Here is a 26602-nt window from a genome sequence, read left to right on the forward strand (position 1 = left end):
ACCTCCGCGATGTCAACCGGCATCGCGGAGGTCCACCACTTCTGTCACGAGCAGTCAGTCCAGCGATCGCAGCGTTCGCACCGGACCGAGCACCACGGGCAGCGTCGAAGCCATGAGCACGACCGGCGCGATCCACAGCACGGTCGCCGCGCCCAGCGAATCCACCAGCACGCCCGACAGGGCGGCGCCCACGGGAATGGCCCCGAAGTTGATGAGCCGGTAGGTGGCGGTCATCCGGGCGTGCAGCTCCGGCGGGGTGAGGCGCTGCCGGAGGGTCACCGAGGCGACGCCGCCGGTGGCGGAGCCGACGCACCCGAGGAAGTACCCGAGCGCGGCGACGGACGTGACGGAAGCCGCCGACCCGGAAGCCCACGGCAGCAGGAAGTACGAGGTGGTGGACAGCGCGAGCGCCCCCGTGAAGGCGTTGCCGTACCCGGCGCGGGCGATCGCGGAGGGCGCGAGCAGCGCGCCGCAGATGGCGCCGAGCCCGCCCACGACCAGGACCACGCCGTACAACCCGCTGCCGAGCCCGAGGTCCCGCACGAAGTGGACGAGGAACCCGACCGTGACCAGCTCGATCCCGGCGTTGTAGATGGCCGCGTGAATGGCGATGGGGCGGATGTAGCGGTTCCCGAACACGGCCCGCAGCCCGTCCGCCAGCTCCCGCCGCACGTCCCGCTCCACGGGCTCCGCGGGAACTTCCCGGTGCCGGATCCTCAGCAGGCACACCGCCGACACCAGGTACGACAGCCCGTCCAGGACCAAGGTGGACGCCGATCCGACGACCCCGTTCAGCCACCCCGCGATCCCCGGCCCGGCCACCGAGCCGACCGCCTGGTCGGCGCTGAGCTTGCTGTTGGCCGACTCCAGGTGCTGCGCCGCGACCAGGCGCGGCACGTAGCTGGCCGCCGCGATGTCGAACACCACGGTCATCGATCCCACCGCCACCGCCACCGCGTACAGCTGCGTCAGCGTCAGCGCGTCCAGCCACGTCGCCAGCGGCACGGTGAGCACCAGCGCTGCCCGGCACAGGTCCATCGCGATCATCACCGGTCGTCGCGCCCGCCGTTCCAGCCAGACCCCGACGAACAGCGGCAGGGCGAAGAACGGGGCCGTGTACAGCGCGTGCAGCACGCCGACCTCGGTGGCCGTCGCGCCCAGCGCGGAGATCACCAGCAGCGGCAGCACGAACATGGTGATCTGCGAGCCCAGCTGGGACACGAGGTCCCCGCCCCACAGCAACCGGAAATCGCGCTGCCGCAGCAGCCCTTTGTCTGCAGTGGACGTTTCGGTCGTGGTCATCGCCCGTCCTAGGTCTGAGGGGTGTCCGCAGCGAACCTGACAGGGCGACTCGATTCGGGGGAGTAGGGGAAACACCCGATCCCGCTGGGCGGCCGCGACCAGCAAGGTGATCACCAGTCGCGCGGCGGGTCGAGCCGCGACCTGGACGAACCTTGTGAGGGCGTTGCCGATGACCTGGCGTGATGTGCTCTCCGGCGTGGCTCGGCGCCGCCCGGACGCTACCGCGTTCACCTTCCACCCCGACGCTGGCGGCGCGCCGGACCGGCTCAGCTACGGCGAGCTGGACCGCCGCGCCCGGGCCATCGGGGCCGAGCTGCTGGCCGAGGGACTCGGCGGGAAGACCGCGGTGCTGCTGTTCCCGGCGGGCCTGGACTACGTGGCCACCTTCTTCGGCTGCCTCTACGCCGGAGTGCTCGCGGTGCCCGCCTACCCGCCGAGCAGGCACAAGCGCTCGATCGACCGGCTCACCGCGATCCTGGCCGACAGCGGCGCCGGCACCGCGCTCACCACCGCCCGGGTCCGCGACAAGATCGGCCCGCGCCTGTCCGCCGTGCCCGGCCTGGACCGGCTGCGCCTGCTCGCCACCGACGAGATCACCGACGACAGCGCCGCCGGTTTCGCCGAGCCGGAGCTGACCGGCGACACCATCGCCTTCCTCCAGTACACCTCCGGCTCCACCGCCACCCCGCGCGGAGTGGTGCTCACCAACGACAACCTCCTCGCCAACACCGCGCTCATCGCGCAGCTCTTCGAGCTCGACGAGGACATGCGCGGCGTGTCCTGGCTGCCGATGTACCACGACATGGGCCTCATCGGCTCGGTCATGGCCACCGTGCGCGTCGGCGGCCGCATGGCCCTGCTCGCGCCCAACAGCTTCGCCAGCGATCCCGTGCGCTGGCTGCGCCTGATCAGCGACGAGCGCGCGAACGTCTCCGGCGGCCCCAACTTCGCCTTCGACCTGTGCGTCGACCGCGTCACCCCCGAGCAGCGCGCCGAACTGGACCTCAGCTCCTGGCGGGTGGCCTTCAACGGCGCCGAGCCGATCCGCGCGCAGAGCCTGGACCGCTTCGCCGAGACCTTCGCCGGCACCGGTTTCCGCGCCGAGGCCTTCCTGCCCTGCTACGGCCTCGCCGAAGGCTCCCTGGTGGTCAGCGCCGGACCCGTCGGCAGCGGTTTCCGCACGCACGAGGCGCCCGAGGGCTCCGGCGCGGCCGGGGAGATCGTGGCCAGCGGCGCCATGCCGCCCCAGCAGCGCGTGGAGATCGTCGACCCGGACGCGCACGAGCCGTGCGCCGACGGCGAGGTCGGCGAGATCTGGGTCAGCGGCCCCTCCGTCTCCCAGTGCTACTGGAACCGCCCCGACGCCTCCGCCGCGACCTTCGGCGCGCGCATCGCGGGCGAGGACACCGCGGCGTTCCTGCGCACCGGCGACCTCGGCTTCCGCACCGGAGGCCAGCTCTACGTCACCGGTCGCCGCAAGGACCTCGTCATCATCCGCGGCCGCAACCACTACCCGCAGGACGTCGAGCTGACCGTCGAGAAGGTCCACGAGGGACTCAAGGCCAACGGTGGCGCGGTCTTCTCCGTCCAGGACGACGCGGGCGAGGAGCGCCTGGTCGTCGTGCACGAGCTGCGCAACGACCACGGCGTCGACGACCTCGACGCCCTGGCCCGGCGCGTCCAGCAAGTGGTCGCCGAGCAGCACGAGGTCCGCCCGCAGTCGGTGGTGCTGCTGCGCGTCGGCGGCCTGCCCCGCACCTCCAGCGGCAAGGTCGCCCGGCACGCCGCCCGGAACGGCTTCCTGGCCGACGACCTCCTCGTGCTCGCCCGCTTCGACGAGGCCGGCACCCCCGCGCCCGCCGCGCCCGTCGCTCTGCCCGCCGCGCCCGAGGACGCGCACCCCGAGGCGGTGGCCGAGTTCCTGCGCACCGTGGTCGCCGAGCTGCTCCGCACCGACCCCGCCGAGGTCCCGCTCGACCAGCCGCTGCTCGAACTCGGCCTGGACTCCCTGGACACGGTGCGCGTGCAGCACCGCGTGCAGAGCTGGCTGCGCGTGCAGGTCGTCGTGGAGGAGGCGCTGTCGGCCACGATCACCGAGCTGGCCGCGACGCTGGCCGCCGCGCCGCGCACCGCCGATGCCGCCGAACCGGTCGCCGACACCCCCGCCGACCACCCGCTCTCCCGCAACCAGCGGGCCATGTGGTTCCTCAACCAGCTCGCCCCGCACAGCGCCGCCTACAACATCACCGCCGCCGCCGAGCTGCACGGCGAGCTGGACGTGCCCGCCCTGGACCGAGCCCTCGCCGCCGTGGTCGCCCGCCACCCCGCGCTGCGCACCACGTTCCCGCTGGTCGAAGGCGAACCGGTGCAGCGCGTGCACGCCCACCTGCCCGCCGCCTGCACCACCCACGACGCGCGGGAGTGGACCGGGCAGCAGCTCGACGACGGCGTCCGCGACGCCGCCTACCGGCCCTTCGACGTCGCCGAGGGCCCCCTGGTGCGCATCGAGGTCTTCCACCGCGCCGCGGCCGAGCACCGGTTCGTGATCAGCCTGCACCACCTCGTCACCGACCTGTGGTCGATGGAGGTGCTGCTGCGCGAGCTGGACCTGCACTACCGCGCCGAGCTGAACCAGTCCACAGTGGAACTGCCGCCGGTCGCCGGTTACCCGGCCGCCGCGCGCTGGCAGGCCGGTGCCCTCGACGGCGGCGAGGCCGACCGGCTGTGGGAGTTCTGGCGCAGCGAGCTGGCCGAGGCCCCGCGCGTCCTGGAGCTGCCGGTCGACCACCCGCGCCCGCCCGAGCAGCGCTTCCGGGGCAAGGTCCGCCGCTTCACGCTCGACGCCGAGCTCACCGCGCGCCTGACCGACCTGGCCACCACCACCGGCAGCACGCTGTACACGGTGCTGCTCTCCGCCTTCCAGGTGCTGCTCTCCCGCTACACCGGCCAGCGCGACCTGCTCGTCGGCTCCCCGGTGCACGGCCGCAACCGCGCCGAGGTCTCCGACACCATCGGCTGCTTCGTCAACACCGCGGTGCTGCGCGCCCAGCTCGACCCGGCGGAGAGCTTCACCCAGCTGCTGCACCGCGCCGGCCCGCGCGTGCGCGCCGCGCTCGCGCACGCCGACCTGCCGCTGTCCCAGCTGGTCGAACGCCTCCAGGTGGCCCGCGACCCCGGCCGCCAGCCCCTGGTGCAGGCCCTGTTCACGCTCCAGCGGCCCACCGGCCCGCAGGGCAACGCGCTCGCCGCGTTCGTGCTCGGGCACCCGGGCGCCAGCCTGGAATTCGGCGGCCTGACCCTGCGGCCGGTCACCCTGGACCAGCCGAACACGCAGATGGACCTCGCGCTGACCTTCGCCGAGACCGGCGGGCAGCTCGGCGCGCTGCTGCAGTACGACACCGACCTGTTCACCGACGCCACCGCGGCCCGGTTCGCCGCGCACCTGGAGACCTTCCTGCGCGCGGTCGCCGAGCACCCGGACCGGCCGCTGCACGCCACCGACCTGCTCAGCCCGGCCGAACGCGACACCGCGCTGCGCTCCTGGAACAGCACCGAGACCGCCTACGACCCCAGCCGCACCGTCGTGGACCGGGTCGCCGAGCAGGCCGCCCGCACCCCGGACGCCCCGGCCGTCGCCTACGACGAGCAGCACCTGACCGGCCCCGACCGGGCCGCGGTCCTAGGCGTGCCCACGCTCACCTACGCCGAGCTGGACCGCGCCGCCAACCGCCTGGCGCACCGGCTCGTCGCCGAGGGCGTCGGCCCGGAGCGGGTCGTCGGCGTGCACCTGCCGCGCTCCCTGGAGCTGGCGGTAGCGCTCATCGCGGTGCACCGCGCGGGCGGCGCCTACCTGCCGATCGACCCGGACCTGCCGCCGGAGCGCCTGTCCGGCATGCTCGCCGACAGCGGCGCGGAACTGGTGCTCACGCACTCTACAGTGGACGGTGCGCTGGACGGTGCGCCCGCCCGCCGGATCCGCGTGGACGAGCTGCCCGAGGACGGCCCGGACACCGCACCGGACGTGCGCGTGCACCCCTCCAACACCGCCTACGTCCTCTACACCTCCGGCTCCACCGGCCGCCCCAAGGGCGTGCAGGTCCAGCACGCGTCGATGGTCAACTTCCTCGTCGGCATGCAGGAGCTGCTGGACTTCCAGGCCGGGCAGCGGCTGCTCGCGCTGTCCACGTTCTCCTTCGACATCTCCGTGCTGGAGCTGTTCCTGCCGCTGCTCACCGGCGGCACCAGCCACATCGCGGGCCGCTCGGTCAAGGCCGACGGCGACCAGCTGCGCCTGCGCCTGGAATCCGGCGTCGTGGACAGCGTGCAGGCCACCCCGGCCAGCTGGCAGCTGCTCTGCGACGCGGGCTGGACCGGCACCCCCGGCCTGGTCGTGCTCTCCGGCGGGGAAGCGCTGCCGCGCAAGCTCGCCGACCGCCTCGGCGGCCTCGGCGGGCAGCTGTGGAACCTCTACGGCCCCACCGAGACCACCGTGTGGTCGGCGGCTGCCGCGGTCGACCCGGAGGCAGGCCCGATCCCGATCGGCTCGCCCATCGCCAACACCCGGATCTACGTGCTGGACGAGCAGTTCCAGCCCGTGCCCGAGGGCGTCGCGGGCGAGGTGTGCATCGGCGGTGACGGCCTGGCCCGGGGCTACTTCGGGCTCCCCGGGCTGAGCGCGGAGAAGTTCGTCCCCGACCCGCACGGCTCGTGCCCGGGCAGCCGCATGTACCGCACCGGCGACCTGGCGAGGGTGCGCCCGGGCGGCCGCATCGAGTTCCTCGGCCGCGCCGACCACCAGGTCAAGTTCCACGGCCACCGCATCGAGCTCGGCGAGATCGAGGCCGCGCTCGGCCGCCACCCCGCGGTCCGCCGCGCGGTCGTGGAGGTGGTGGGGGAGCGCGCGATGGTCGCCTACGTGCAGCCGCGCTCCCGCGCCAGCACCGCCGCTTTCGACCGGCAGGAAGCCAACCGGTCGCTGCGCGAGTCGTTGCGCCGGTGCCTGCCGTCCTACATGGTGCCCACGCACTTCACGTGGTTGGAGGAGTTCCCGCTCAACCTCAGCGGGAAGCTCGACCGCAAACGGCTGCCCGCCCCCGAGGACCTCGGTGCGGGGCAGGCGAAGGAGGCCCCGGCCACCGCGACCGAGAAGGCGCTGGCCGACATCATCGGCGACCTCCTCGGCGGCGCGTCGGTCGGCAGGCGCGACAACCTCTTCGAGCTGGGCGCGCACTCGCTGCTCGTCTCCCGCCTGGCCATCCGGGTGCGCGAGTCCTTCGGCGTGACGCTGCCGCTGCGCAGGCTCTTCGAGGCGCCCACCGTGGCCGGGCTGGCCGAGCTGGTCGAGAACTCCGAGGCCCGGAGCACCGCTGCGGCCATCACCAAGGTCGACCGGGGGCGCTACGCGGGCGCCACCACCGTCCAGCGCAGCGACGTGCTGCGCAAGCTCCAGGCCGCGCGCGCCCTCCGCTCGCGCGCCGACGACTGAAACCCGTGGAGAATCCGATGACCGCCGAGCCGATGACGTTCCCCGTGGCGTACGCCCAGCAGCGCCTGATGATCATCGAGCAGCTGTTCCCCGGTACGGCCGCCTACCACGTGCCGTTCGCGATCCGCTTGCGCGGCGAGCTGGACAAGCCCGCGCTGGCCCGTTCCGTCGAGGCCGTCGTGGCCCGGCACGAGGCCCTGCGCACCGTGTTCACCACCAGCGAGGGCGTGGCCGCGCAGGTCGTGCACCCCGTCATGGAGGTGCCGCTGGACGAGCTGGACCTGACCGGCACGCCCGAGGCCGCCGACGAGCACCTGCTCGCCGAGTTCCTCGGCCGGGAGGCGCGCCGCCCGTTCGACATCGCGGCGCGCCTGGTCCGGGTCGCGCTGCTGCGGCTGGCCGAGGACGAGCACGTGCTCGCCGTGACCATGCACCACATGGTCTCGGACATGTGGTCCTGCGGGATCTTCGTCCGCGAGCTGGCCGCCTGCTACCCCGCGTTCCTCGCCGGGGAGGAGGCGGAACTGCCGGAACTGCCCGTGCAGTACGTGGACTACGCGATCTGGCAGCGCGAGCACCTCGGCGAGGCCGGGCTCGCGCCGCTGGTGGAGTTCTGGCGCAAGGAGCTCGACGGCGCGCCGCCCGTGCTGGAGCTGCCCGGCGACCGGCCCCGGCCGTCCGTGCAGACCTTCCAAGGCGAGATGCTGCCGGTGAAGCTGAGCCCGGAGCTCTCCCGCGCGGTCACCGAGCTGTCACGGAGCCTGGGCGCCACGCCGTTCATGACCGTGCTGGCCGCGTTCAAGACCGCCGTCGGCCGCTGGGCGAGCAGCAAGGACGTCGTGATCAGCACCGGCGTCGCCACGCGCACCGCGCAGGTGGAGGCGCTGATCGGCTGCTTCATCAACGTCGTGCTCTTCCGCACCTCGCTGGCCGGGGACCCGACGTTCGGCGAGCTGGTCGGCCGGGTGAAGCGAACCGTGCTGGACGCCTTCGAGCACCAGGACCTGCCGTTCGAGAAGCTGGTCGAGGAGATCGCCCCGCAGCGCGACCTCAGCCACCAGCCGCTGACCCAGGTCATGTTCGTCATGCAGAACGCGCCCATGCCCAACCCGGCCATCGGCGAGCTGGACGTCTCCACCGCGCACGTGCCCCGGCACGCCACCCAGGTCGACTTCGACCTCCAGCTGTGGGACGGCGGCTCCTGCTACGAGGGCTTCATCGAGTACAGCGCCGACCTGTTCGACCGGACCACCGTCGAGCGGATGTGGTCGCAGTTCACCGGCCTGCTCGCCGCCGCGGTGGCCGCGCCGGGCACCCGCCTGTCCGAGCTGCCGCTGCTCACCTCCGCCGAAGTGGACACCATCGTCGGCGAGTGGAACGACACCGCCGCCGAGCTGCCCGAGGTGTGCCTGCACGAGCTGTTCGAGCAGCACGCCCTCGCGCAACCGGACGCGGAAGCCGTGCGGCACCAGGACGGTGCGATCACCTACGGCGAGCTGAACGCGCAGGCCGACCGGATCGCGGCCGCATTGCGCGCGCAGGACGTCGGCCCGGATTCGCTGGTGGGCGCCTGCTTCGGGCCCCGGCCCGCACGGGTCGCGGCCTTCCTCGGCATCCTCAAATCCGGTGGCGCGCAGCTGCCCCTCGACCCCGAGTACCCGGACGAGCGGCTGGCGTTCATGGTCGAGGACGCCCGGCCCGCGGTGGTGCTCACCGAGCGCGCGGTCGCCGACCGGGTGCCCGCCGGGGTGCGGGTGCTGTGCGTGGAGGACCTGGACGGGGCCGCGGTGGCGGAGCCTTCGCCGGTGACCCCGGCGAACCTGGCCTACGTCATCTACACATCGGGCTCCACCGGCCGCCCCAAGGGCATCTCCGTGGTGCACCGGGGCGTGGTCAACAACGTCCTCGACCTCAACCGCGTCGGCCGGGTCGGTCCCGGCGACCGGCTGCTCGCGCTGTCCTCGGCCAGCTTCGACATGTCCGTCTACGACCTGCTCGGCCCGCTGGCGGCCGGCGCCACCGTGGTGCTGCCCGACCCCGACCGGAACCAGGACCCGCAGCACTGGGTCGACCTGGTGGACGCGCACGGGGCGACGGTGTGGAACTCGGCGCCCGCGCTGCTGGAGTCCCTCGTGGACAACGCGGCCAAGCGCGGGGTGCGCCTGGACTCGCTGCGCCTGGCCTTCCTGGGCGGCGACTGGGTGTCGGTCACGCTGCCCGAGCGGGCCCGCGAGGTCGCCGGCGAGTTCCGCGCGGTCGTGCTGGGCGGCGCCACCGAGGCCTCCATCCACAGCACGATCTTCGAGGTCGAGCAGGCCGATCCGGCGTGGGTGAGCGTGCCGTACGGCCGGCCCATGGACAACCAGCAGGTCCTGGTGCTCGACCAGGACGGCAACCCGGCACCGGTCGGCGTCGCGGGCGAGCTGATGCTCGGCGGCACCGGCCTGGCGCGCGGCTACCTGAACCGGCCCTCGCTGACCGCGGAGAAGTTCGTGCCGCACCCCTGCGCCGGGCGCTACCCGCACATCCCGGCGGGCGCGCGGCTCTACCGCACCGGCGACCTGGCCCGGATGCGACCGGACGGCGTGCTGGAGCTGCTGGGGCGCATCGACTCGCTCACCAAGGTGCGCGGTTTCCGCATCGAGCTCGGCGAGGTCACCGCGGCCCTGCTCGGCCACCCGGCCGTCGAGGAAGCCGTGGTGGTGGCCCGCACCGATTCCGGCGCGGAGGCCAAGCTCGTCGGCTACTACGTGCCCGCCTCGCGGCCGGAGCCCACGACCGGCGACCTGCGCGCGCACCTCAAGTCGGCCCTGCCGGACTACATGGTGCCCTCGGCGTTCGTCGCCCTGGACGCGCTTCCGCTGTCCCCCAACGGGAAGGTCGACCGCAAGGCGCTGCCCGCACCGGGCACCGCGCGCCCGACCCTGGAAGCGGCCTACCTGGCACCGCGCACCCCGGTGGAGGAGGTGCTCGCCGAGCTGTGGAGCACCGTGCTGGACATCGACCGGGTCGGCGTGCGCGACGACTTCTTCGAGCTGGGCGGCTATTCGCTGGCCGCCACCCGCATCGCCGCGCTGGTGGGCGAGACCTTCGGCGTGGACGTGCCGCTGCGCGCGGTGTTCGAGGCCCCGACCGTCGCAGAGCAGGCCGTCGTCCTGGTCGCGGCGGGCGAGGCGCAGGACGTGGACGTGACCGCCATCGCGCAGATGGCCCTGGACATCGAGCAGCTGGGCGAGGACGAGGTCGCCGCCCTGCTCGCCGAGCAGCAGTGAGGGAGCTGGGATGAACCTCGATTCGCTGACACCCGTGGACGTGTCGGCCCTGGCCGTGGAGGGCGCGCAGCGCCTGCGCCACCAGGACCCGGTGCTGCACGACCTCCTGGAGCGCGAGCAGCGCCGCCAGTCCGACACCCTGGCGATGATCGCCTCCGCGAGCTGGTCGGACCCGTCCGTGCTGGCCTGCGAGGGCAGCGCGAGCGGCAACATCACCACCGAGGGCTACCCGGGCCGCCGGTACCACGCGGGCTGCGAGGTCGTCGACGAGATCGAACGGCTGGCGGTCGACCGGGCGAAGGCGGCCTTCGGCGCGCGCTACGCGAACGTGCAGCCGCACTCGGGCAGCACGGCCAACCAGCTGGTGATGACGGCCCTGCTCGACCCGGGCGACCTGGTCATGGGACTGGAGCTCGCGGCGGGCGGGCACCTGACGCACGGCTCGGCGGTCTCCTTCTCCGGCCGCTACTTCCGGTCGGTCTCCTACGGCGTGGACGAGCAGGGCCTGCTGGACTACGCGGAGATCGAACGCCTGGCCGCCGAGCACCGCCCGAAGCTGATCATCTGCGGTGCGAGCGCCTACCCCAGGGAGATCGACTTCGCGCGCTTCCGCGAGATCGCCGACGGGGTGGGCGCGTTCCTGCTGGCCGACATCTCGCACATCGCGGGTCTGGTGGCGGCGGGCGTGCACCCGAGCCCGGTGGACCACGCGCACGTGACCACCACCAGCACGTACAAGCAGCTCTACGGCCCCCGCGGCGGGCTGGTGCTGGTCGGCGGGGACGCGGACCTGCGCGTGGACGGCCGCCCGCTGACCGCGGTCCTGCAGAACGCGGTGTTCCCCTACTTCCAGGGCACCCCGCGCATCAACGGCATCGCGGCCAAGGCCCGCGCGTTCGACCAGCTGAGCACCCCGGAGTTCCGGATCCTGGCCACCCGCATCCGCGACGCGGCCCGCGCCCTGGCCGCGGAGCTGGCCGCCCGCGGCTGGCCGATCGTCACCGGCGGCACGGACAACCACATGGTCCTCGCCGACGTGAGCGCCCGGGGCCTGACCGGTGCGATCGCCGAGCAGGCCCTGGAGTCCTGCGGCATCATCGTCAACCGGAACAAGATCCACAACGACGGCTACCCGGCCCGCATCGCGGGCGGCATCCGGTTCGGCACCAACATCCTGGCGCTGCGCGGCATGGACGACGCGGCGATCGCCGAGTGCGCGGCGATCGTGGACCAGGTCTGGACGTCCCTCACCCCGTTGGGAGACAAGGACTTCCTGCTGCCGGACCAGGCGCGCGAGTCGGCGCGGTCCGCGGTGGCGGCCCTCTGCTGGCGCTTCCCGCTCCCGGCCTAGCCGCGCTGCCGCCCCGGTGCCGGTCGGAGTTGGCGCCGGGGCGGCTTCTTCGGGAGTGCCCCGGCGCGACCAGTGTCGGGGCGGTATCGCGCCGGGGCGGGGATGGGCGGCCGAGCGGCGTCGGGGAGGGCTCCGCCGCCCGGCCACCCGAGTGCCCGGCTGCCATCTGGGGGCCGACGGCGTGCGGGCACGGGAACGGCGAGGACACCGGGGCCGGGAGGGGGACCGCGGTGCCCTCACCGAGCTTCACCGCTTCTGGAGCTGGTCGTGAATGCGGCGCAACGTCCATGGATGCCTTGCCATCGCAGCGGAATCGTCGAGCGGAAGACCTGTCCCGACTCGGGGCAGCAGTCGTGTCACCGAGTCGTCGGATGGATCGCGCTGCGTCACCGGCTCGCGCAATCGGTGCCTGCCGCCGCGTGCGTCCTCAGCCTTGGCTTGGGCCAGCAGCTGCTGCACCGTCAACGAACCCGCGCCTGCACCAGCGTGCTTGCCCTGCTCGGAGAACTGACGCACCGACAACCACGCGGCGAAGGCGACGACGGCGACTGCGGATGAAATCAGCATGGTGATCAACGATCTGTCCTCTCGGCTCGAATGGTGATGACGGTGTCTTCCGCGCGCAGTGCCCCGGCCAGCCGTTCGAGGCAGCTCGCCAGCCGTTCGCGCTCAAAAGCCGTGCACTCGCCCGATTCCAGGTCCACGACCGCGCCGTCCAGAGCCAAGATCGCCCCACGCGCCAGGTAAGCGAGCCGCGAACACCCCGCACTCATCGCCCACCGGCCAACGGCGGAACCCCGGCCAACGTCCGCGCCGCCGCATTGCAGTCGACGCAGGTCGGCCACAACCACGCCATGTCGCCGGCGTCAGCCTCGACTGCCAGCCCGCACAGGGTCGTGATCTCGGTGCCGTTCGGATAGACCGCTGCACCCGGCGGGTGCTCGTCCGCGCTCGCATGCCGCTGCCCGGCGGCCGGAGCCCAGTGGAACGGGTGAGGCCGGTAGCCGCTCATGGTGACCTCCTGCGTCCTGCTGATCTGACCACAGCAGCATGACTCAGTTTCGAGAACCAAACAAGAAGCATCGAGAAGCTTCGCGTATGAATCACTTGATTAGGGCACTCTTCAAGTCTGGTTCTTGTAATTGACTGGCACTTGCGCGAACAGAGCGCACTTGGTTCACTAATGACGTACAAGGAGACCGAACATGCGCCTCACTCACCTCGGCACCACTAGCGGCGGCGGGGGCTGCCCCGAGCTGTACGAGACCGACCGGGGCACCTACGTCGTGCAGGGCACTCGGATCACCGATCCCGCTGCGTTGGCGACCCTGCGCGAACGAGGGTTGCCGGATCACGAAACCGCGGTCGAGATCCCGAAGGCCCTGCTGCGCTTTGCGAAGGGCTGACCATGGTCGAACTGGTTTCAGGTGCCGAGTTCGACCGGCTGTTCCGGTCGTTCCGCAACACCGCGTTCCGGCTGGAAACACAAGGGGTGTACCGGGAGCCGATCGAAGACGAGCCGTTGCGGCGCTTCCTGAACGGCGAACCGCCGGACGACGAGTGGCTGGCCCCCTGGACCGACAACGTCCGCATCGCGACGAGCGAGGGGCGCAGGTTCCAGCGAGTCCGGGTGCTCACCGAGCCGCTGACCGACTACCTGCGGTTCGAGATGGACCTGGCACTGCGGGCGAACCTCCCGGCGGGCGAACAGATCCGCAGCTTGTCGATCTCTGCGGCCGCGGCCCTGGGGCTACCGCTGGGGACCGACTTCTGGATGTTCGACGACGATCAGGTCGGCGTGATGCACTTCGGGGAACGAGGCATGCTCGGACTTGAGATGATCACCGACCCTGCCGAGATCGAGCAGTACCGGCGGTGGCGAGACCAGGCATGGAACGATGCGGCACCAGCCGAGGAATGGGCAGTGCTGGTGCAGTGAGGAAGAGGGGATCGTGACCAGCTTCGAACAGCGGCGGCAGGACTTCGGCGAGCGGTTGCGCCGCTTCCGCGATGAAGCGGGCTTGACCGGCCGCGAGCTGGCGTCGGCGCTGGGCTGGCCGCACTCGAAGATCTCCAAGCTTGAGACCGGCAAGCAAACCGCCGAGGACTCGGACGTCCGGCAATGGCTCGACGCCATCGGCGCGTCCGAGTCCTCGGTTGAACAGATGCTCGACGAGCTCTCCGAGCTGCGGATCAGCAAAGCTGCGTGGAAAGCGCAGTTGCGCGCCGGTCACCGGGCGCGGCAGCAGCAGAGCTTCGACAACGAACACGCCGCAACCCGCATCCGCACCGTCGAATACGGTGTCGTTCCCGGGCTGCTCCAGACTGCGGACTACGCACGCGCCGTGTTCCGCACCCAAGCCGAGCTCCTCCAGGTGCCCGACTCGGATGTCGAGGCGTCAGTACGAGTCCGCCTGCAACGGCAACAAGTTCTCTACCAGGGCAAAGACATCGAGCTCATCGTGTCCCAGCACGCGCTGCAACATCCGGTAGCGCCGCCAGATGTCATGCTCGGTCAGCTCGACCGGCTCATGTCCGCCATCGACATCCCTGGTCTGCGGTTCGGCGTGCTGCCCGGGTTCCGACGGCTGCCGAACATCACGATGAACGGCTTCACCATGTTCGACGACCTGGTCCAGGTCGAGCACGTCTCCGCCGAACTCACCATCGACGACCCTGAACAGGTCGCCATCTACCACCGGCTCACGGACCGGCTGTGGCAGGTGGCGTCCGAGGGCGATGAAGTCCGCGCGATCCTGCAGGAGCTCGCCGCCGAGTACCGGCGGCAGACCGCGGGATGACCGCTGTGATCGAAGGAGACGATGCAGGTCGGCACCGCTCCCGGCTTGACAGGCGTGCGCGACACCAAAGACCGCGACGGCGGCCTGCTCAGCTTCACCAACGAGCGCTGGTCGGACTTCATCACCGCGGTGAAGATTGACCGTTTCGATCGCTGACGCGGGTGGACGCCGCTTGCCGGGAAGCCCGTCGCGATGCGCGGTTTCGCCTCCGAGCCGGGGATCTTCGTGCGAAGATCCGCTCACGATCCCGGAGAGCGGATCGCGACAGGCGGGGCGATGGGTGGCGGTGTTCTGGTGGTCGGCCCGGCACCGGAGGAAGCGGGGTGGCGGTGCGGCCGTTAGGTCCATCAGGTCCGGTCGAGGTCGGACCGTACCGGGTGCTCGCGGAACTGGGCCGGGGCGGCATGGGCCGGGTGCTGCTGGGCAGCGGCCCGGACGGCCGGCTGGTCGCGCTGAAGCTGGTGCACGACCAGTTCGCCGAGGACGACAGCTTCCGGACGAGGTTCCGCCGGGAGGTGGAGGCGTCCCGCGCGGTTTCCGGCGCCTACACCGCCGCGGTGGTCGACGCCGACCCGGATGCGCCCACGCCGTGGCTGGCGTCGGTGTTCGTGCCGGGCCCCTCGCTGCACGAGGTGATCACGGCGGTCGGTGCGCTGCCGGAGGATCCGGTGCTGCGCCTGGCTGCCGGGCTGTCCAGCGCGTTGATCCAGATCCACCAGGCAGGTCTGGTGCACCGGGACCTGAAGCCGTCCAACGTGCTGCTCACCGAAGACGGCCCGCGGGTGATCGACTTCGGCATCGTCCGGGCCGTCAACGGCGACCAGGCCGGTGACCTGACGCGGGCGGGCTGGCTGGTCGGCTCGCCGGAGTACATGTCTCCCGAGCAGGCCAACGGCGAACCGGTGACCTCGGCCAGCGATGTGTTCTCCCTGGGCTCCGTCGTGGTCGCGGCGTGCGCGGGAACCGGCCCGTTCCACCACGCGGCGACCCTGCAGACCCTGAACGACGTCGTGCGGGCCGACCCGGATCTCTCCGGAGTTCCCAGCGCGATCCGGCGCATCGTCGAGCCGTGCCTGGCCAAGGACCCCGCCGAACGGCCGACCCCGGCCGAGCTGCTGCGGTCGATCGGCCAGATCTCGCCTTCCGCGCGGCCGTGGCCGCCCGGGGTGCACCGGTTGATCGCGCGGCGGCACGCCGACATCGCCCGGCTCCTCGACGAATCACCGGAGCCGGTGGACACCGGCACGCCCACGGTGGCCGCCACCCGGGTGGACACCGGCGCGGCGGACCCCACCCGGGAAGACGGTGGAGCCGCACCCGACTCCACCGGCGGTCCGACGGTCGCCAGGCGCGGCCGACGGCGCGGGCTGTGGCTCGGCATCGCTGCGACCGCTCTGGTTCTGACCGGGATCGTGACCTGGGGGGTGTGGCCGGAACTGTCGACCGCGCTGTCACCGCAGCTTCGCCAGGTCGGTGCGGTGACCGCTTCCTCCGCTGCCGTGGACGCGGTGTTCAGCCCGGACGGCCGCACCCTGGCGACCGAGCACGAGGACAACACCGTGCAGTTCTGGGACGTGGCGGGCGGTCACCAGGTCGGCCAGATCCTCGGCCCGTTCGAGAACCTGCGGGACATGGCGTTCAGCGCGGACGGCACCACCCTGACCGTCGTGCGAACCGCCGGCTCCAGCAGTCGGGTGCAGTCCTGGGACGTGGACAGCGGCCGCCAGGTCGATCAGAAGGACCTCGACGTCAGTGAATGGGCCCTGGCCCTCGACGCGCTCAGCCCGGACGGCCGCACCCTGGCGACCGAGTACGAGGGCTTCGTGAAGCTGTACGAAATGCCCGGCGGGCAGCTGATCAGCGATCTCGCCCCCCGCAACGACGATCCTGTCCTGGAGCACGAGCGCTCCGTGCTCGTCCACGGTCCGCAAGGCCGCACCCTCGCGATCATCGCGACCTGGTCGGACCGCGCCGCCAGCACCGACGACTCGAAACCGCACGAAGTCGTGACGCTGTGGGACGTGCCCGGCCGCAAGCAGCTCGGTGACCCGCTCACCATGCCGCCGAGCGAGACCGTCGACTACGCCGCGCTCAGCCCCGACGGACGCGTTCTGGTGACCCTCGGCGGCAACGGCGTCGCCAGCTCCCGGACGTTGCGGCACTGGGACGTGGCCAGCCACAACCAGATCCGCCAGCCCAGCACCGTTCCCGAGTACGACGAGATCATGTTCACCACCGACCAGAACATGGCAGTCACCCTGAACGACAAGACCCTGGAGCTGTGGAACCTGGTCGGCAATGACCAGATCGGCCCCGACGTCGACGGCGTCAGGGCCATGACGTTCAGCCAGGACAACCGGATGCTGGCCACCATCGGTGATGGCACCGTGCGGCTCTGGGAAGTCCCCGCCCGCTGACCGGACACGGCGGTGCCCGCACCCAGCTTCACAGCTCGATCTGGGCGGTGCGAAGGGCACCTTTCACCCAGTTACTTGGCGAAAGGTGCCCTTCACCTCCCCGATCGAGGGTGCGCTCACACGGATGAGGTGGAGTGAGGGGCACCTTTCGCTCGCATAGTTGGTGAGAGGTGCCCTTCGCCTCGTCGGCTGGCGAGTTTCGGTTGCGCGCGAACGGTTTCGGGCCTGGTAGCCGGACGGACAGCGGCGTGGGGTCTTGGCCGGTGGGCGGTTCCAGGCCTGCCTCGTCGTCGCCGGGGTGGGCCTCCGGGTGGCCCACGCGGCTTCGGAGCGAGGTCAGGTCGCTGGGTTCGTGCGGGGTGCCGGAGTTCGGTGTGACGTGCCGGACGACGGATTCCGCGTGCTCTCCCCTATGCTGCGCCCGTGACACAGCGGTTGCGGTTCTTGACGGGGCGTTTCCAGGTGGACCACCGCCCGGCGGTGGACGTGCCACCGCCGGGCGAGGAGTGGTTGTCGGTCGTGCGGGCGCCCGAGGGGCTGACCGTGGTGCGGGCGGCCGAGGCGGGGGAAGAAGCGGCCTGGGTCGCGCTGTACAGCGGGGACACCGCGCACGACCTGGACGTGCCCGGCATGCTCGCCGCACTGCTGGTGCCCCTGCGCGATGCCGGGGTTTCGGTCTTCGTGTGCTCGACCTTCCACGCCGACGTCGTGCTGGTGCCCGAGGACGCGCGCGCCGAGGCCGCCGCGGCCCTGCGCGCCGCCGGGCACGAGGTCGCGGAGTAGGCGTCAGACCACCGCGCGGCCGTGGGCGCCGAACTGGCGCCCCGCCGAGCGGCGCAGGTCCGCGGTGATGTTGATGCGGCGCAGCCAGCGGTCGGTGCCGTCGTAGCGGGCGGTGAACGGCCGCCGCCCGTGCACCGCGCGCTTGTTGTCGATGATCAGCAGTTCGCCGGTGCCCAGCGCCACGTCCTGCATCTTCGCCTCGAACGCGTCGATCACCTCGCCGAGGGCCTGCTCGGCGGTGTCGTCGTCCAGGTCGCGGCGCATGAAGGCCGGGTCGATGCGCACGTACGGGGTGTCCGGGTCGCCGCTGAAGATCGCGGTGCGCTGCTGCTCGGTGTACATGCCGCTGATGCGCGCGAACGCCTGCGCCTGCTTGCCGTCGTCGTCCACGCCGGTGGTGGCCGAGTTGAACGAGGCGGTGTGCGACTCGTCCGGCAGGATCACGAAGCGCTCCTCGAAGAGCACCTTGCGCGCGTCCTCGGACAGGTCCAGGTCCTGCGCCGGGGCGAACATGGTCGGCACCGAGTCGTGGTTGCGCAGTCCGAGCAGCATGATCCAGTCCGCCCGGTCCGGGTGGAAGGCGTCCTCGTTGTGCCACTCCAGCAGCGTGGACGAGCTGGAGCCGAGCTGCTCGTGCTCGTGCCCGGCCACCGGGAAGACGTCCAGCACCAGGCGTCCGTGCTGCTGCGACAGGTAGGAGAACGGGTCGCCGACCAGGGAGCCGACCAGCAGCAGCACGGCCGTGGCGACCACGACCTCCGCGCCGCCGATCGCCGCGGTGTAGGAGGTCGGGGTCTCGCCCAGCGAGTCCTCCTCCACCGGCAGCCCGGAGACGACCAGGCCGCCGTGCGGGCGCCCGGTGAGCCGGAACTCGGTGAGCACCGCCCGCACCCGCTCCGGCATGCGGTGGGCGTAGACGGCGATGTCGTTGAGCCGGTTCTCCAGCTCGGCCGGGTCGGTCACGCCGAGCTCGGCCACCAGCTTCTCGGCCAGCGCGCGGACCTCGACGCGCTCCCGATCGGTCAACCGCAGGTAGGGAACATCGTCTTGCCAGCTCAGCTCGGCGGCCGAGTCAACGGCGGGGTGTGCCACCTCTAACCTCCTCGTTCGGTTCTCCCAGAGTCTCGGCCGACCCCACCACCGGTCACAGTCAGGAGGATTCCCGACGACGCCGCGCGCTCTCGCGCTGCCAGGCTCGCCGCAGATCGAGCGGGAGAGGAGCCGAGGGTGACCGTGGTGACCCGGGAGGCGGCCGGACTGGCCGCCATGGCCGTGCTGGCGAGCCGGTACACCGGTGCGGACGAGCCGGTGTTCGAGGTGGCGGGCGCGCCCGCACCGGTGACGTTGTCCGTGACCGGGCAGCAGACCTTCGGCGAGCTGCTGGCCGCCGCCGAACAGGCGTTGTCCACTGTGGAATATCGAGGAGGTGGGTTCGCGCTCGCCGGGGACGACGCCCTCGACACCGAGGCCCTGGCAGCGCACCTGGCGCGGCTGGCCGGGACCGATCCGGCCACGCCCGTCGCCGGGCTGCCCGTGCTCGCCGAGGACGAGCGCGAGACGGTGGTGCGCCGCTGGAACGCCACCGCCGCGCACTACCCGGAGGCGCCCGGGGCGAGCCTGCCGCGCCTGTTCGAGCACTGGGCGCGCGTGCAACCCGAGCACCCGGCGGTGCGCTTCGACGGCGAACAGCTCACCTACGCCGAGCTGAACCGCCGCGCGAACCGCCTCGCCCGGCACCTCAACCGGCTGGGCGTCGGCCCGGAGACCGTGGTGGGCGTGCTCTTCGAGCGCGACCCGGCCCTGGTCACCGCGCTGTTCGGCATCCTCAAAGCGGGCGCGGCGTACGTGCCCCTGGACCCCGGCCACCCGGCCGACCGCCTCACCTACCTCGCCGAGGACGCCGGCTGCGAGCTCGTGCTCACCACCACCGGCCTGGCCGAGCGCCTGCCGGAGGACGTGCTGCCGATCTGCCTGGACGAGCCCGCCGTGCGCGCCGCCGTCGACGCGCAGCCGGACACCGACCTCGCGGCCGAGCTGCGCCCGGACTCCCTGGCCTACGTGCTCTACACCTCCGGCTCCACCGGCCTGCCCAAAGGCACGCTCGTGCAGCACGATTCGGTGGTCAACCTGGTGCTCTACAGCCGCGCCGCCTACGACATCGGCCCGGCCGAGCGGATCATCCAGTTCGCCAACCCCTGCTTCGACGTCAGCGTGTGGGACTTCTTCGCCACCCTGTGCAACGGCGCGACCCTGGTGCAGGTGCCGCGACTGGCGCTGCTGGACCCGCGCGCGCTCACCGAGCACCTGCGCGCCGAACGCGTGACCATCGCCGAGCTGCCGCCCGCGGTGGCCGCCCTGCTCGACCCGGCCGAGCTGCCCGACCTGCGCATGGCCAACATCGGCGGCGAGGCCATGCCGCTGGAGGTCGCGCGGCGCTTCCGCACCGCGGACCGCCTGGTGCACAACACCTACGGCCCCACCGAGGTCACCGTGACCTCCACCGACTACCGGCTGCCGCGCGAGGTCGACAGCCCGCCGCCGATCGGGCGCGCGATCGCCAACCTCCAGTGCTACGTGCTCGACCCGGCGGGCGAGCCGGTGCCGGTCGGCGCGCCCGGCGAGCTGCTCATGGGCGGCGTCGGCGTCGCGCGCGGCTACCTCGGCCGGCGCGCGCTGACCGCGGAGAAGTTCGTGCCCGACCCGTTCGGCCCGCCCGGCGCCCGCCTGTACCGCACCGGTGACCTGGTGCGCTGGCGCCCGGACGGCCAGCTGGAGTTCCTGGGCCGCATCGACACCCAGCTCAAGGTCAACGGCATGCGCGTGGAGCCCGGCGAGGTCGAGGCCGCGCTGTGCACGCACCCGGACCTGGCCGCGGCCGTGGTGGACCTGCGCGGCGAGGAGGGGAACCGCTCCCTGGTCGCCTTCCTGGTCCCCGCCGAGGGCGCGACCGCCCCGGACACCACGGCGCTGCGCGCGCACCTGCGCGGTCGCCTGCCCGCCTACCTGATGCCCGCCCGGCTCTACCCGGTGCCCGCCGTGCCGCTGACGCCCAGCGGCAAGGTCGACCGCCGGGCCCTGCACCGCATCGCCGACTCCCAGTGAGAGGAAAACCCATGTCCGGTATCACCACCTGGCTGACCGGGCTGCCCAGCTCGGGCAAGTCCACCATCGCCGCGGCGGTGGCCGCCGAGCTGGGCAGGACCCACCCGGTCGAGGTCCTGGACGGCGACGTGCTGCGCCGGGAGTTCTTCCCCGAGCTGGGCTTCAGCCGCGCCGACCGCGAGGAGAACGTGCGCCGCGCGGGCCGCCTCGCCCTCACCCTGGCCGGCCACGGCGTGCACGTGCTGGTCCCGGTGATCGCCCCCTACCGCGACAGCCGGGACTGGGTGCGCGCCCGGCACGCCGAGCGGGGCGTGCGCTTCGCCGAGGTGCACGTCGACGCCCCGCTGACGGTGTGCCAGCACCGCGACGTGAAGGGCCTCTACGCCAAGGCCGACCGCGGCGAGCTGACCGGCCTGACCGGCGTGGACGATCCCTACGAGGCCCCGCCGGCCCCGGAGCTCCGCCTGCGCACGAACGAGCTGAGCCTGCCGGACTGCGTCTCGACCGTGCTGGACCTGGTCCTGGGCGCCCCGGTCGGCGCCCGCTGACGTGCGAAAGCCCACCCGGCCGGAACCGGGTGGGCTTTCGCCGCGACAGACATCCACTGTGGACGGTGCGGGCGTCAGGCGACCGGGACGGTCAGCCGCTGCTCGCGCAGCGCCTCGTAGAACGGCAGGTGGTGGGCGCTGAACTCCGCCAGCCGCGGGTTGTTCCCGACGGTGTCCGCGTACTCGGTGCGGCGCGCGTCGAAGCCCGAGCTGTTGGCCACCGACCGGTGCCAGCGGTCCGAGCGCTCCCACTCCGGCCGCGCCCCCGGCTGCCAGGACAGCGTCTCCGGCCGGTGCTCGATGCCCGCCCACGCGCAGTAGGCGGCCAGCGTCGCCTCCGGGTGCGCGGCCAGGTCCTCGGCGTCGAGCACCGCGGCCCGCCCGCCCGCGGCCAGCACCGCCCGGTGCAGCTCGGACATCTGCTCCAGGCCGATGCCGTCGCGGGTCATGTCCGGCTTGAGCGCGTAGTAGGAGGCGGCGATCTCGTCCGGGTGGCGGATCAGGAAGGCGTGCCGGGTCTCGCGCAGGAACGCCTCGTCGGCCAGCACTTCCGGGTAGCGGTAGTCGGTGGTGTCCTTGAGGAACACCGGCCGGGTCCGGGCGTGCGCGCGGATCGCGGCGATGAGCTCCGGGCCGGTGCGCACCTCCGCCTCGCCGACCGCGGTCGCGCCGAAGTCGACGAGGTTGCAGAAGGGCTCGTGCAGGGCGGTGAACTCGTCGCGTTCGACCATGCTGCGGAAGAACGCGGTGGACCGGGCCCGGGGCGCGCTCCACAGCGCGAGCACGCGGGGGCCGGTGAGAGGAGTCTCCATGCCGCCAGGCTCGCGGGCGCGGGCGGACCCGGGCAGTCGGGGATAGCCCCTATCCCGCCCGAGGGCACCGGCGCGGTTGCATCACGGCGAAACCTGTCACCACACGCTGCCTGGGAGGGCACATGCAGGCTTCGCCGACGCTGGAGGCGATTCCGCGGCCGGTCCCGCCGCTGTCGCACCTGGACGCGCTCGAGTCCGAGGCGGTCCACATCTTCCGCGAGGTCGCGGGCGAGTTCGACCGGCCGGTCATCCTGTTCTCCGGCGGCAAGGACTCCACGCTGCTCGTGCACTTGGCGCGCAAGGCGTTCTGGCCCGCGCCGATGCCGTTCCCGCTGCTGCACGTCGACACCGGCCACAACTTCCCCGAGGTGCTGCGCTTCCGCGACGAGCTCGCCGGATCGCTGGGCGCCCGCCTGGTCGTGGCGCACGTGCAGAACTGGATCGACGACGGCCGCATCGCCGAGCGCGCCGACGGCACCCGCAACCCGTTGCAGACCGTGCCGCTGCTGGACACCATCGCGGCCAACCGGTTCGACGCGGTCTTCGGCGGCGGCCGCCGCGACGAGGAGCGCGCCCGCGCCAAGGAGCGGATCTTCAGCCTGCGCAACGCGTTCGGCCAGTGGGAGCCCAAGCGGCAGCGCCCCGAGCTGTGGAACCTCTACAACGGCAGGCACCGGCCTGGCGAGCAGGTCCGCGTGTTCCCGCTGTCGAACTGGACGGAACTGGACGTGTGGCGCTACATCGAGCGCGAGGGCATCGAGCTGCCCGGCATCTACTACGCGCACGAGCGCCCGGTGTTCCGCCGCGACGGCATGTGGCTCACCGAGGGCCCGTGGTTCGGGCCCCGCCTGGACGAGCAGGTCGAGACCAGGCTCGTGCGCTACCGCACGGTCGGCGACGGCTCGTGCACCGGCGCGGTCGAGTCCGGCGCGCGCACCGTGCCCGAGGTGATCGCCGAGGTCTCCGCGAGCCGGCTCACCGAGCGCGGTGCGACCCGCGCGGACGACCGGCTCAGCGAGGCCGCCATGGAGGACCGCAAGCGGGAGGGCTACTTCTGATGACGCAGCTGCTGAGACTGGCCACCGCGGGCTCGGTGGACGACGGCAAGTCCACCCTGGTCGGCAGATTGCTCTACGACACCAAGTCCGTGCTCGCCGACCAGCTGGCCGCGGTCGAGCGCGCGAGCGTCGACAGAGGACTGTCCACACCGGACCTCTCCCTGCTGGTGGACGGACTGCGCTCGGAGCGCGAGCAGGGCATCACCATCGACGTGGCTTACCGCTACTTCGCCACCCCGCGCCGCAACTTCGTGCTCGCCGACACCCCCGGGCACGTGCAGTACACGCGCAACACGGTCACCGGCGCCTCCACGGTGCAGCTGGCCATGCTGCTGGTGGACGCGCGCAAGGGCGTGGTCGAGCAGACCCGCAGGCACGCCGCGGTGCTCGCGCTGCTGGGCGTGCCGAAGCTGGTGCTGGTGGTCAACAAGATCGACCTGGTCGGGTACGCGGAATCGGTGTTCCAGGAGATCGCCGCCGAGTTCCGCGAGCACGCCGCCGCACTGGGCTACCCGGCCGCGGACGTGGTGTGCGTGCCGGTGTCCGCGCTGGCGGGCGACAACGTGGTCGAGCCCTCGGGCAACACGCCCTGGTACGGCGGCCCGACGCTGCTGCACCACCTGGAAACCGTTCCGGTCGCTCCGGATCCGCACGAGCGCCCGTTCCGCTTCCCGGTGCAGCAGGTGATCCGCCCGCGCACCGCCGAGCACCCGGACTACCGGGGCTACGCGGGCCAGGTCGCGGCGGGTGTGGTGCGCCCGGGCGACGAGGTCGTGGTGCTGCCCTCGGGGCGGCGCAGCGCGGTCACCGGCATCGACACCCCGGACGGCCCGCTGGCCGCGGCGCAGGCCGGGCGGTCGGTGACGCTGCTGCTGGCCGACGAGCTCGACGTCTCCCGGGGCGACCTGATCGCCGCGGCGTCCGCGCCGCCCCAGCTGACCGACGAGCTGGACGCCACGCTGTGCTGGCTGCACGAGACGCCCCTGGAACCGGGCGCGCGAGTGCTGGTCAAGCACGGCGCGCGCACGGTCCCGGCGGTCGTGACGGTGCTGGTCAGCCGCTTCGACGAGCAGACGCTGAGCACGACCGACGCCCCGGCGAGCTTCTCGCTCAACGACATCGGCCGCGCCCGGCTGCGCACCGCGGAGCCGCTGCCGGTCGACGCCTACGCCCAGGACCGCCGCACCGGTGCGTTCCTGGTGATCTCCCCGGCCGACGGCGCGACCCTCGCCGCGGGACTGGTCGGCGCGCCCCTCCCGGCGCTCTGAACACGACGAAGCCCCCGGGCTCCCCGGGGGCTTCGCCGCGTCCGCGTCAGAGCGTCAGCTGCCGCACGGCCTGCGTCTGCCCGAAGCCGCCGGCGGACCAGGTCACCGCGTCCGGGCGGGCGGGCAGCGCCGCGTCCGGCACGGTCGCGCCCCACGCCACCAGGCGCAGCGGCAGGTGCGCGCCCCGGAAGCTCACGGTGAGCGTGAAGCCCTCGTCCGGCGCCACGTAGTGCATCGCCCACCGCCACTGGTTGCCCGCGTCGCGGTTGTCCTCGGCGGGCAGCTCGCGGCCGTTGAGGCGCACCGAGGTCATGCCGGTCGCCGCGTACACCGACATCGCGGTGGCCTCGGCTTCAGCCGGGCTGATCCGCAGCGTCACCGTGCGCACCTCGCCTTCGGCCGTCTGCTCGACCACCTCCGCTCGCGGCACGGGAATGACGGCGTCGCGGGCCGGGCCCTGGCGCAGCGGTTCGGTGGGCAGGCCCGGGAAGGTCTCCGACACCGTCTCCGGCGCACCGGTCAGCTGCCGGTCCAGCCAGGGCTCCCCGGCCGGGGTGGGGCTGCGCAGCGCGGTGGCGCCGGTGTCCACGTCCTTGGTGTAGGACAGCGACAGCTGCGCCGGGTGCGCGGCGTCCGTGCGGTCGGTCAGCGGACCGGCCGCCACCAGCAGCAGGCCCGCCACGACCGCCGCGGCCAGCGCGGAACGCGGGATGCGCGGTACCGCGGGCAGGGCGGGCAGCAGAATCAGCGCCAGCAGCAGCATGGTCACCGCGATCAGCGCCAGCCCGACCGTGGGCAGCAGGACGACCAGCAGCGGCAGGACCAGCGCCACCGCCGGGAACGCCGCCGCGGACAGGGCGAGCGGGCGCCACGGCGAGCCCTCGGCGGGCAGCAGCGCGAGCCCGGCCACCGCGAACAGCGCGGGCCAGGTGAACAGGTAGGCCGCCCCGGGCAGCAGCACCGCCGCGAGCAGGCCCAGCACCGCGAACCAGGTGGCCGCCGCGGCCGCGACCACCGGTGCGGACCAGCGCCGCCGCACCCAGCGCAGCCACGCCGCGCAGCACACCAGGCCCAGCACGGCGAACCCGGCGGTCGGCAGCTCCGGCCGGTACGGGTCGCCGAACTCGAAGTTCGCGTAGGCGGGCGCCACCAGCGTCAGCGCCTGCCAGCCGAGCCAGCCCAGCACCGCCGAGCCGAGCACCGGTACCAGCACCAGCCCGGACACCGCACCGACCTGGGACGGCCGCGCGGTGTCCCGGCGCCGCCACAGCACCGCGCCGAGCCCGAGCGCGGACAGCCCGGCCAGCACCAGGCCCAGCTCCTGCGGGTACCGCAGGAGCACGCCGAACGCGGTGAAGTAGGTGATCTCTCCGGCACCGGCCAGGTCCAGCTCCGCCGCACCCAGGGCCCGGGTGGCCGCGAGCACCGCGTTGCCCATGTCCTGCAAGCTCTCCGGGCTCAGGTTCGCCAGGTCGTCCAGCGGCGTGTCGTAGCGCGCGGAACCGTCGACCACCGCGAAGTTCATGCCGGTGAACCCGGCTTCTTTGAACACGGTGAAGTCGGTGTCGTTGGGCAGCACCTCGTAGATCTCGTCGGAGGTCGAGGTGGTGAACGGCAGGCTGCCGGTCAGGTTGGGCACGACGGCGGCGGTGTGCGGGCCGGTCTCGAACATGACCAGGCGCCCCTCGGTGCCCCGGGCCTCCAGGTTCAGGACGACCGTGCGCGCGCGGTCGCCGGAGTCGGGGGAGTCGGCGAAGGCCTGCGCGCCCAGCTGGCCGGGCTCCTCGGCGTCGGTGAGGAGCACCTCGACGGTGTTGTGCGGCGCTTGCGCGGCGGTCAGCGCGCGCATCGTCTCCAGGATGGTGGCCACGGCCATGCCGTCGTCGGTGGCCCCCGGGCCGAGCACCACCGAGTCGTAGTGCGCGACCAGGAGCACCCGGCCGGTGCCGCCGGTGCCGGGCAGGGTGGCGCGGATGTTGTGCACCCGGCCGCCCAGGTGCGCGCCGCTGGGCCACACGCGCTGCGCGGTGGTGTCCTGGACGCGCGGGTCGAGCCCCAGGGCGGCGAGCTGCCCGACCAGGTACTCGCGCACGCGGGCGTTCGCGGCCGATCCGGTCGGGCGGGGCTCGGCCGCGATCCGCTCGACGTGCGCCAGGGCCCGCGCCGAGGCGAAGTCCGCGGCCGGGGTGTCCGCGCCCCGGGGCGCCGGGGTCATCATCGGGATCAGGGCCATGGCCGCGACCACCGCCACGGCCAGCAAGGTCAGCGGGGCAGCCGGGCCCACCCGCCGCCTCGGCACGCTCTTCCTCAGCACGGTCTCTCCAATCTGGGGCTTCCCAGCGACTATCGCGTTCCGCGAGCCCCGGACGGGAGGTTCGAGCCCTGGTCACAAGTGGCCTGGCA

At 72.7% G+C, this 26602-nt stretch carries 19 protein-coding genes; 13 read left to right on the forward strand and 6 right to left on the reverse strand.

What is annotated here, in order from left to right:
* Positions 1-54 precede the first annotated feature (54 nt).
* On the reverse strand, positions 55-1302 hold the full coding sequence (locus OU416_RS28275; RefSeq protein WP_270930079.1) for an MFS transporter: 1248 nt from the start codon (positions 1300-1302) through the stop codon (positions 55-57).
* A gap of 169 nt (positions 1303-1471) precedes the next feature.
* Between OU416_RS28275 and OU416_RS28280 the strand changes: the two genes are divergently transcribed.
* Genes OU416_RS28280 through OU416_RS28290 form a run of 3 tightly spaced genes read left to right on the forward strand, consistent with a single transcriptional unit; the run spans position 1472 to position 11410 of the window.
* On the forward strand, positions 1472-6787 hold the full coding sequence (locus tag OU416_RS28280) for a non-ribosomal peptide synthetase (RefSeq protein ID WP_270930080.1): 5316 nt from the start codon (positions 1472-1474) through the stop codon (positions 6785-6787).
* Positions 6788-6804: 17 nt separating this feature from the next.
* Positions 6805-10059, forward strand: a complete 3255-nt coding sequence (locus OU416_RS28285; protein ID WP_270930081.1) for a non-ribosomal peptide synthetase — start codon at positions 6805-6807, stop codon at positions 10057-10059.
* 10 nt (positions 10060-10069) lie between these two features.
* The gene (locus tag OU416_RS28290) at positions 10070-11410 is read left to right on the forward strand and encodes a serine hydroxymethyltransferase (protein ID WP_270930082.1); all 1341 of its coding nucleotides are present in this window, start codon (positions 10070-10072) and stop codon (positions 11408-11410) included.
* A gap of 246 nt (positions 11411-11656) precedes the next feature.
* Here OU416_RS28290 and OU416_RS28295 read toward each other — a convergent pair whose 3' ends face one another.
* Positions 11657-11986, reverse strand: a complete 330-nt coding sequence (locus OU416_RS28295; RefSeq protein WP_372907218.1) for a hypothetical protein — start codon at positions 11984-11986, stop codon at positions 11657-11659.
* 193 nt (positions 11987-12179) lie between these two features.
* Positions 12180-12422, reverse strand: a complete 243-nt coding sequence (locus OU416_RS28300) for a zinc finger protein (protein ID WP_270930083.1) — start codon at positions 12420-12422, stop codon at positions 12180-12182.
* 193 nt (positions 12423-12615) lie between these two features.
* Between OU416_RS28300 and OU416_RS28305 the strand changes: the two genes are divergently transcribed.
* The 6 genes from OU416_RS28305 to OU416_RS28330 all read left to right on the forward strand — a co-directional run bounded on the left by OU416_RS28305 (position 12616) and on the right by OU416_RS28330 (position 17411).
* Entirely contained in the window at positions 12616-12816 is a 201-nt protein-coding gene (locus OU416_RS28305; RefSeq protein ID WP_270930084.1) for a hypothetical protein, read from the forward strand.
* A 2-nt stretch (positions 12817-12818) separates the two neighbouring features.
* Complete coding sequence (locus OU416_RS28310) at positions 12819-13349, forward strand: DUF6879 family protein (protein WP_270930085.1); 531 nt, start codon at positions 12819-12821, stop codon at positions 13347-13349.
* Complete coding sequence (locus OU416_RS28315) at positions 13309-14211, forward strand: helix-turn-helix domain-containing protein (protein WP_270930086.1); 903 nt, start codon at positions 13309-13311, stop codon at positions 14209-14211. Before OU416_RS28310 ends, OU416_RS28315 begins: the two co-directional genes overlap by 41 nt.
* A gap of 21 nt (positions 14212-14232) precedes the next feature.
* Positions 14233-14367, forward strand: coding sequence for a DUF397 domain-containing protein (locus OU416_RS28320; protein ID WP_270930087.1), 135 nt, complete (start codon positions 14233-14235; stop codon positions 14365-14367).
* Positions 14368-14540: 173 nt separating this feature from the next.
* Positions 14541-16628, forward strand: a complete 2088-nt coding sequence (locus OU416_RS28325) for a WD40 repeat domain-containing serine/threonine protein kinase (protein WP_270930088.1) — start codon at positions 14541-14543, stop codon at positions 16626-16628.
* Between the two features lie 423 nt (positions 16629-17051).
* Positions 17052-17411, forward strand: a complete 360-nt coding sequence (locus OU416_RS28330) for an ACT domain-containing protein (RefSeq protein WP_270930089.1) — start codon at positions 17052-17054, stop codon at positions 17409-17411.
* A gap of 3 nt (positions 17412-17414) precedes the next feature.
* Here the strand turns inward: OU416_RS28330 and gntD are convergent, their stop codons facing one another.
* On the reverse strand, positions 17415-18503 hold the full coding sequence (gene gntD, locus OU416_RS28335; RefSeq protein ID WP_270930090.1) for a guanitoxin biosynthesis L-enduracididine beta-hydroxylase GntD: 1089 nt from the start codon (positions 18501-18503) through the stop codon (positions 17415-17417).
* A gap of 135 nt (positions 18504-18638) precedes the next feature.
* On the opposite strand from gntD, the gene OU416_RS28340 reads away from it, so the two are divergent.
* Complete coding sequence (locus OU416_RS28340; RefSeq protein ID WP_270930091.1) at positions 18639-20513, forward strand: non-ribosomal peptide synthetase; 1875 nt, start codon at positions 18639-18641, stop codon at positions 20511-20513.
* Positions 20514-20524: 11 nt separating this feature from the next.
* Entirely contained in the window at positions 20525-21061 is a 537-nt protein-coding gene (gene cysC / locus OU416_RS28345; RefSeq protein WP_270930092.1) for an adenylyl-sulfate kinase, read from the forward strand.
* Positions 21062-21135: 74 nt separating this feature from the next.
* Here the strand turns inward: cysC and OU416_RS28350 are convergent, their stop codons facing one another.
* Positions 21136-21873: a sulfotransferase-like domain-containing protein gene (locus OU416_RS28350; protein ID WP_270930093.1), complete on the reverse strand. Its 738-nt coding sequence runs from the start codon at positions 21871-21873 to the stop codon at positions 21136-21138.
* A gap of 122 nt (positions 21874-21995) precedes the next feature.
* Between OU416_RS28350 and cysD the strand changes: the two genes are divergently transcribed.
* Together cysD and OU416_RS28360 are read left to right on the forward strand one after the other, a co-directional pair.
* On the forward strand, positions 21996-22931 hold the full coding sequence (cysD, locus tag OU416_RS28355) for a sulfate adenylyltransferase subunit CysD (RefSeq protein WP_270930094.1): 936 nt from the start codon (positions 21996-21998) through the stop codon (positions 22929-22931).
* The gene (locus OU416_RS28360) at positions 22931-24199 is read left to right on the forward strand and encodes a sulfate adenylyltransferase subunit 1 (protein WP_270930095.1); all 1269 of its coding nucleotides are present in this window, start codon (positions 22931-22933) and stop codon (positions 24197-24199) included. The genes cysD and OU416_RS28360 overlap by 1 nt, the downstream gene beginning before the upstream one ends.
* Before the next feature lie 46 nt (positions 24200-24245).
* Here OU416_RS28360 and OU416_RS28365 read toward each other — a convergent pair whose 3' ends face one another.
* The gene (locus OU416_RS28365) at positions 24246-26513 is read right to left on the reverse strand and encodes a M20/M25/M40 family metallo-hydrolase (protein ID WP_270930096.1); all 2268 of its coding nucleotides are present in this window, start codon (positions 26511-26513) and stop codon (positions 24246-24248) included.
* Positions 26514-26602 lie beyond the last annotated feature (89 nt).

Source organism: Saccharopolyspora indica, from assembly GCF_027853965.1.
GTDB lineage: Bacteria > Actinomycetota > Actinomycetes > Mycobacteriales > Pseudonocardiaceae > Saccharopolyspora > Saccharopolyspora indica.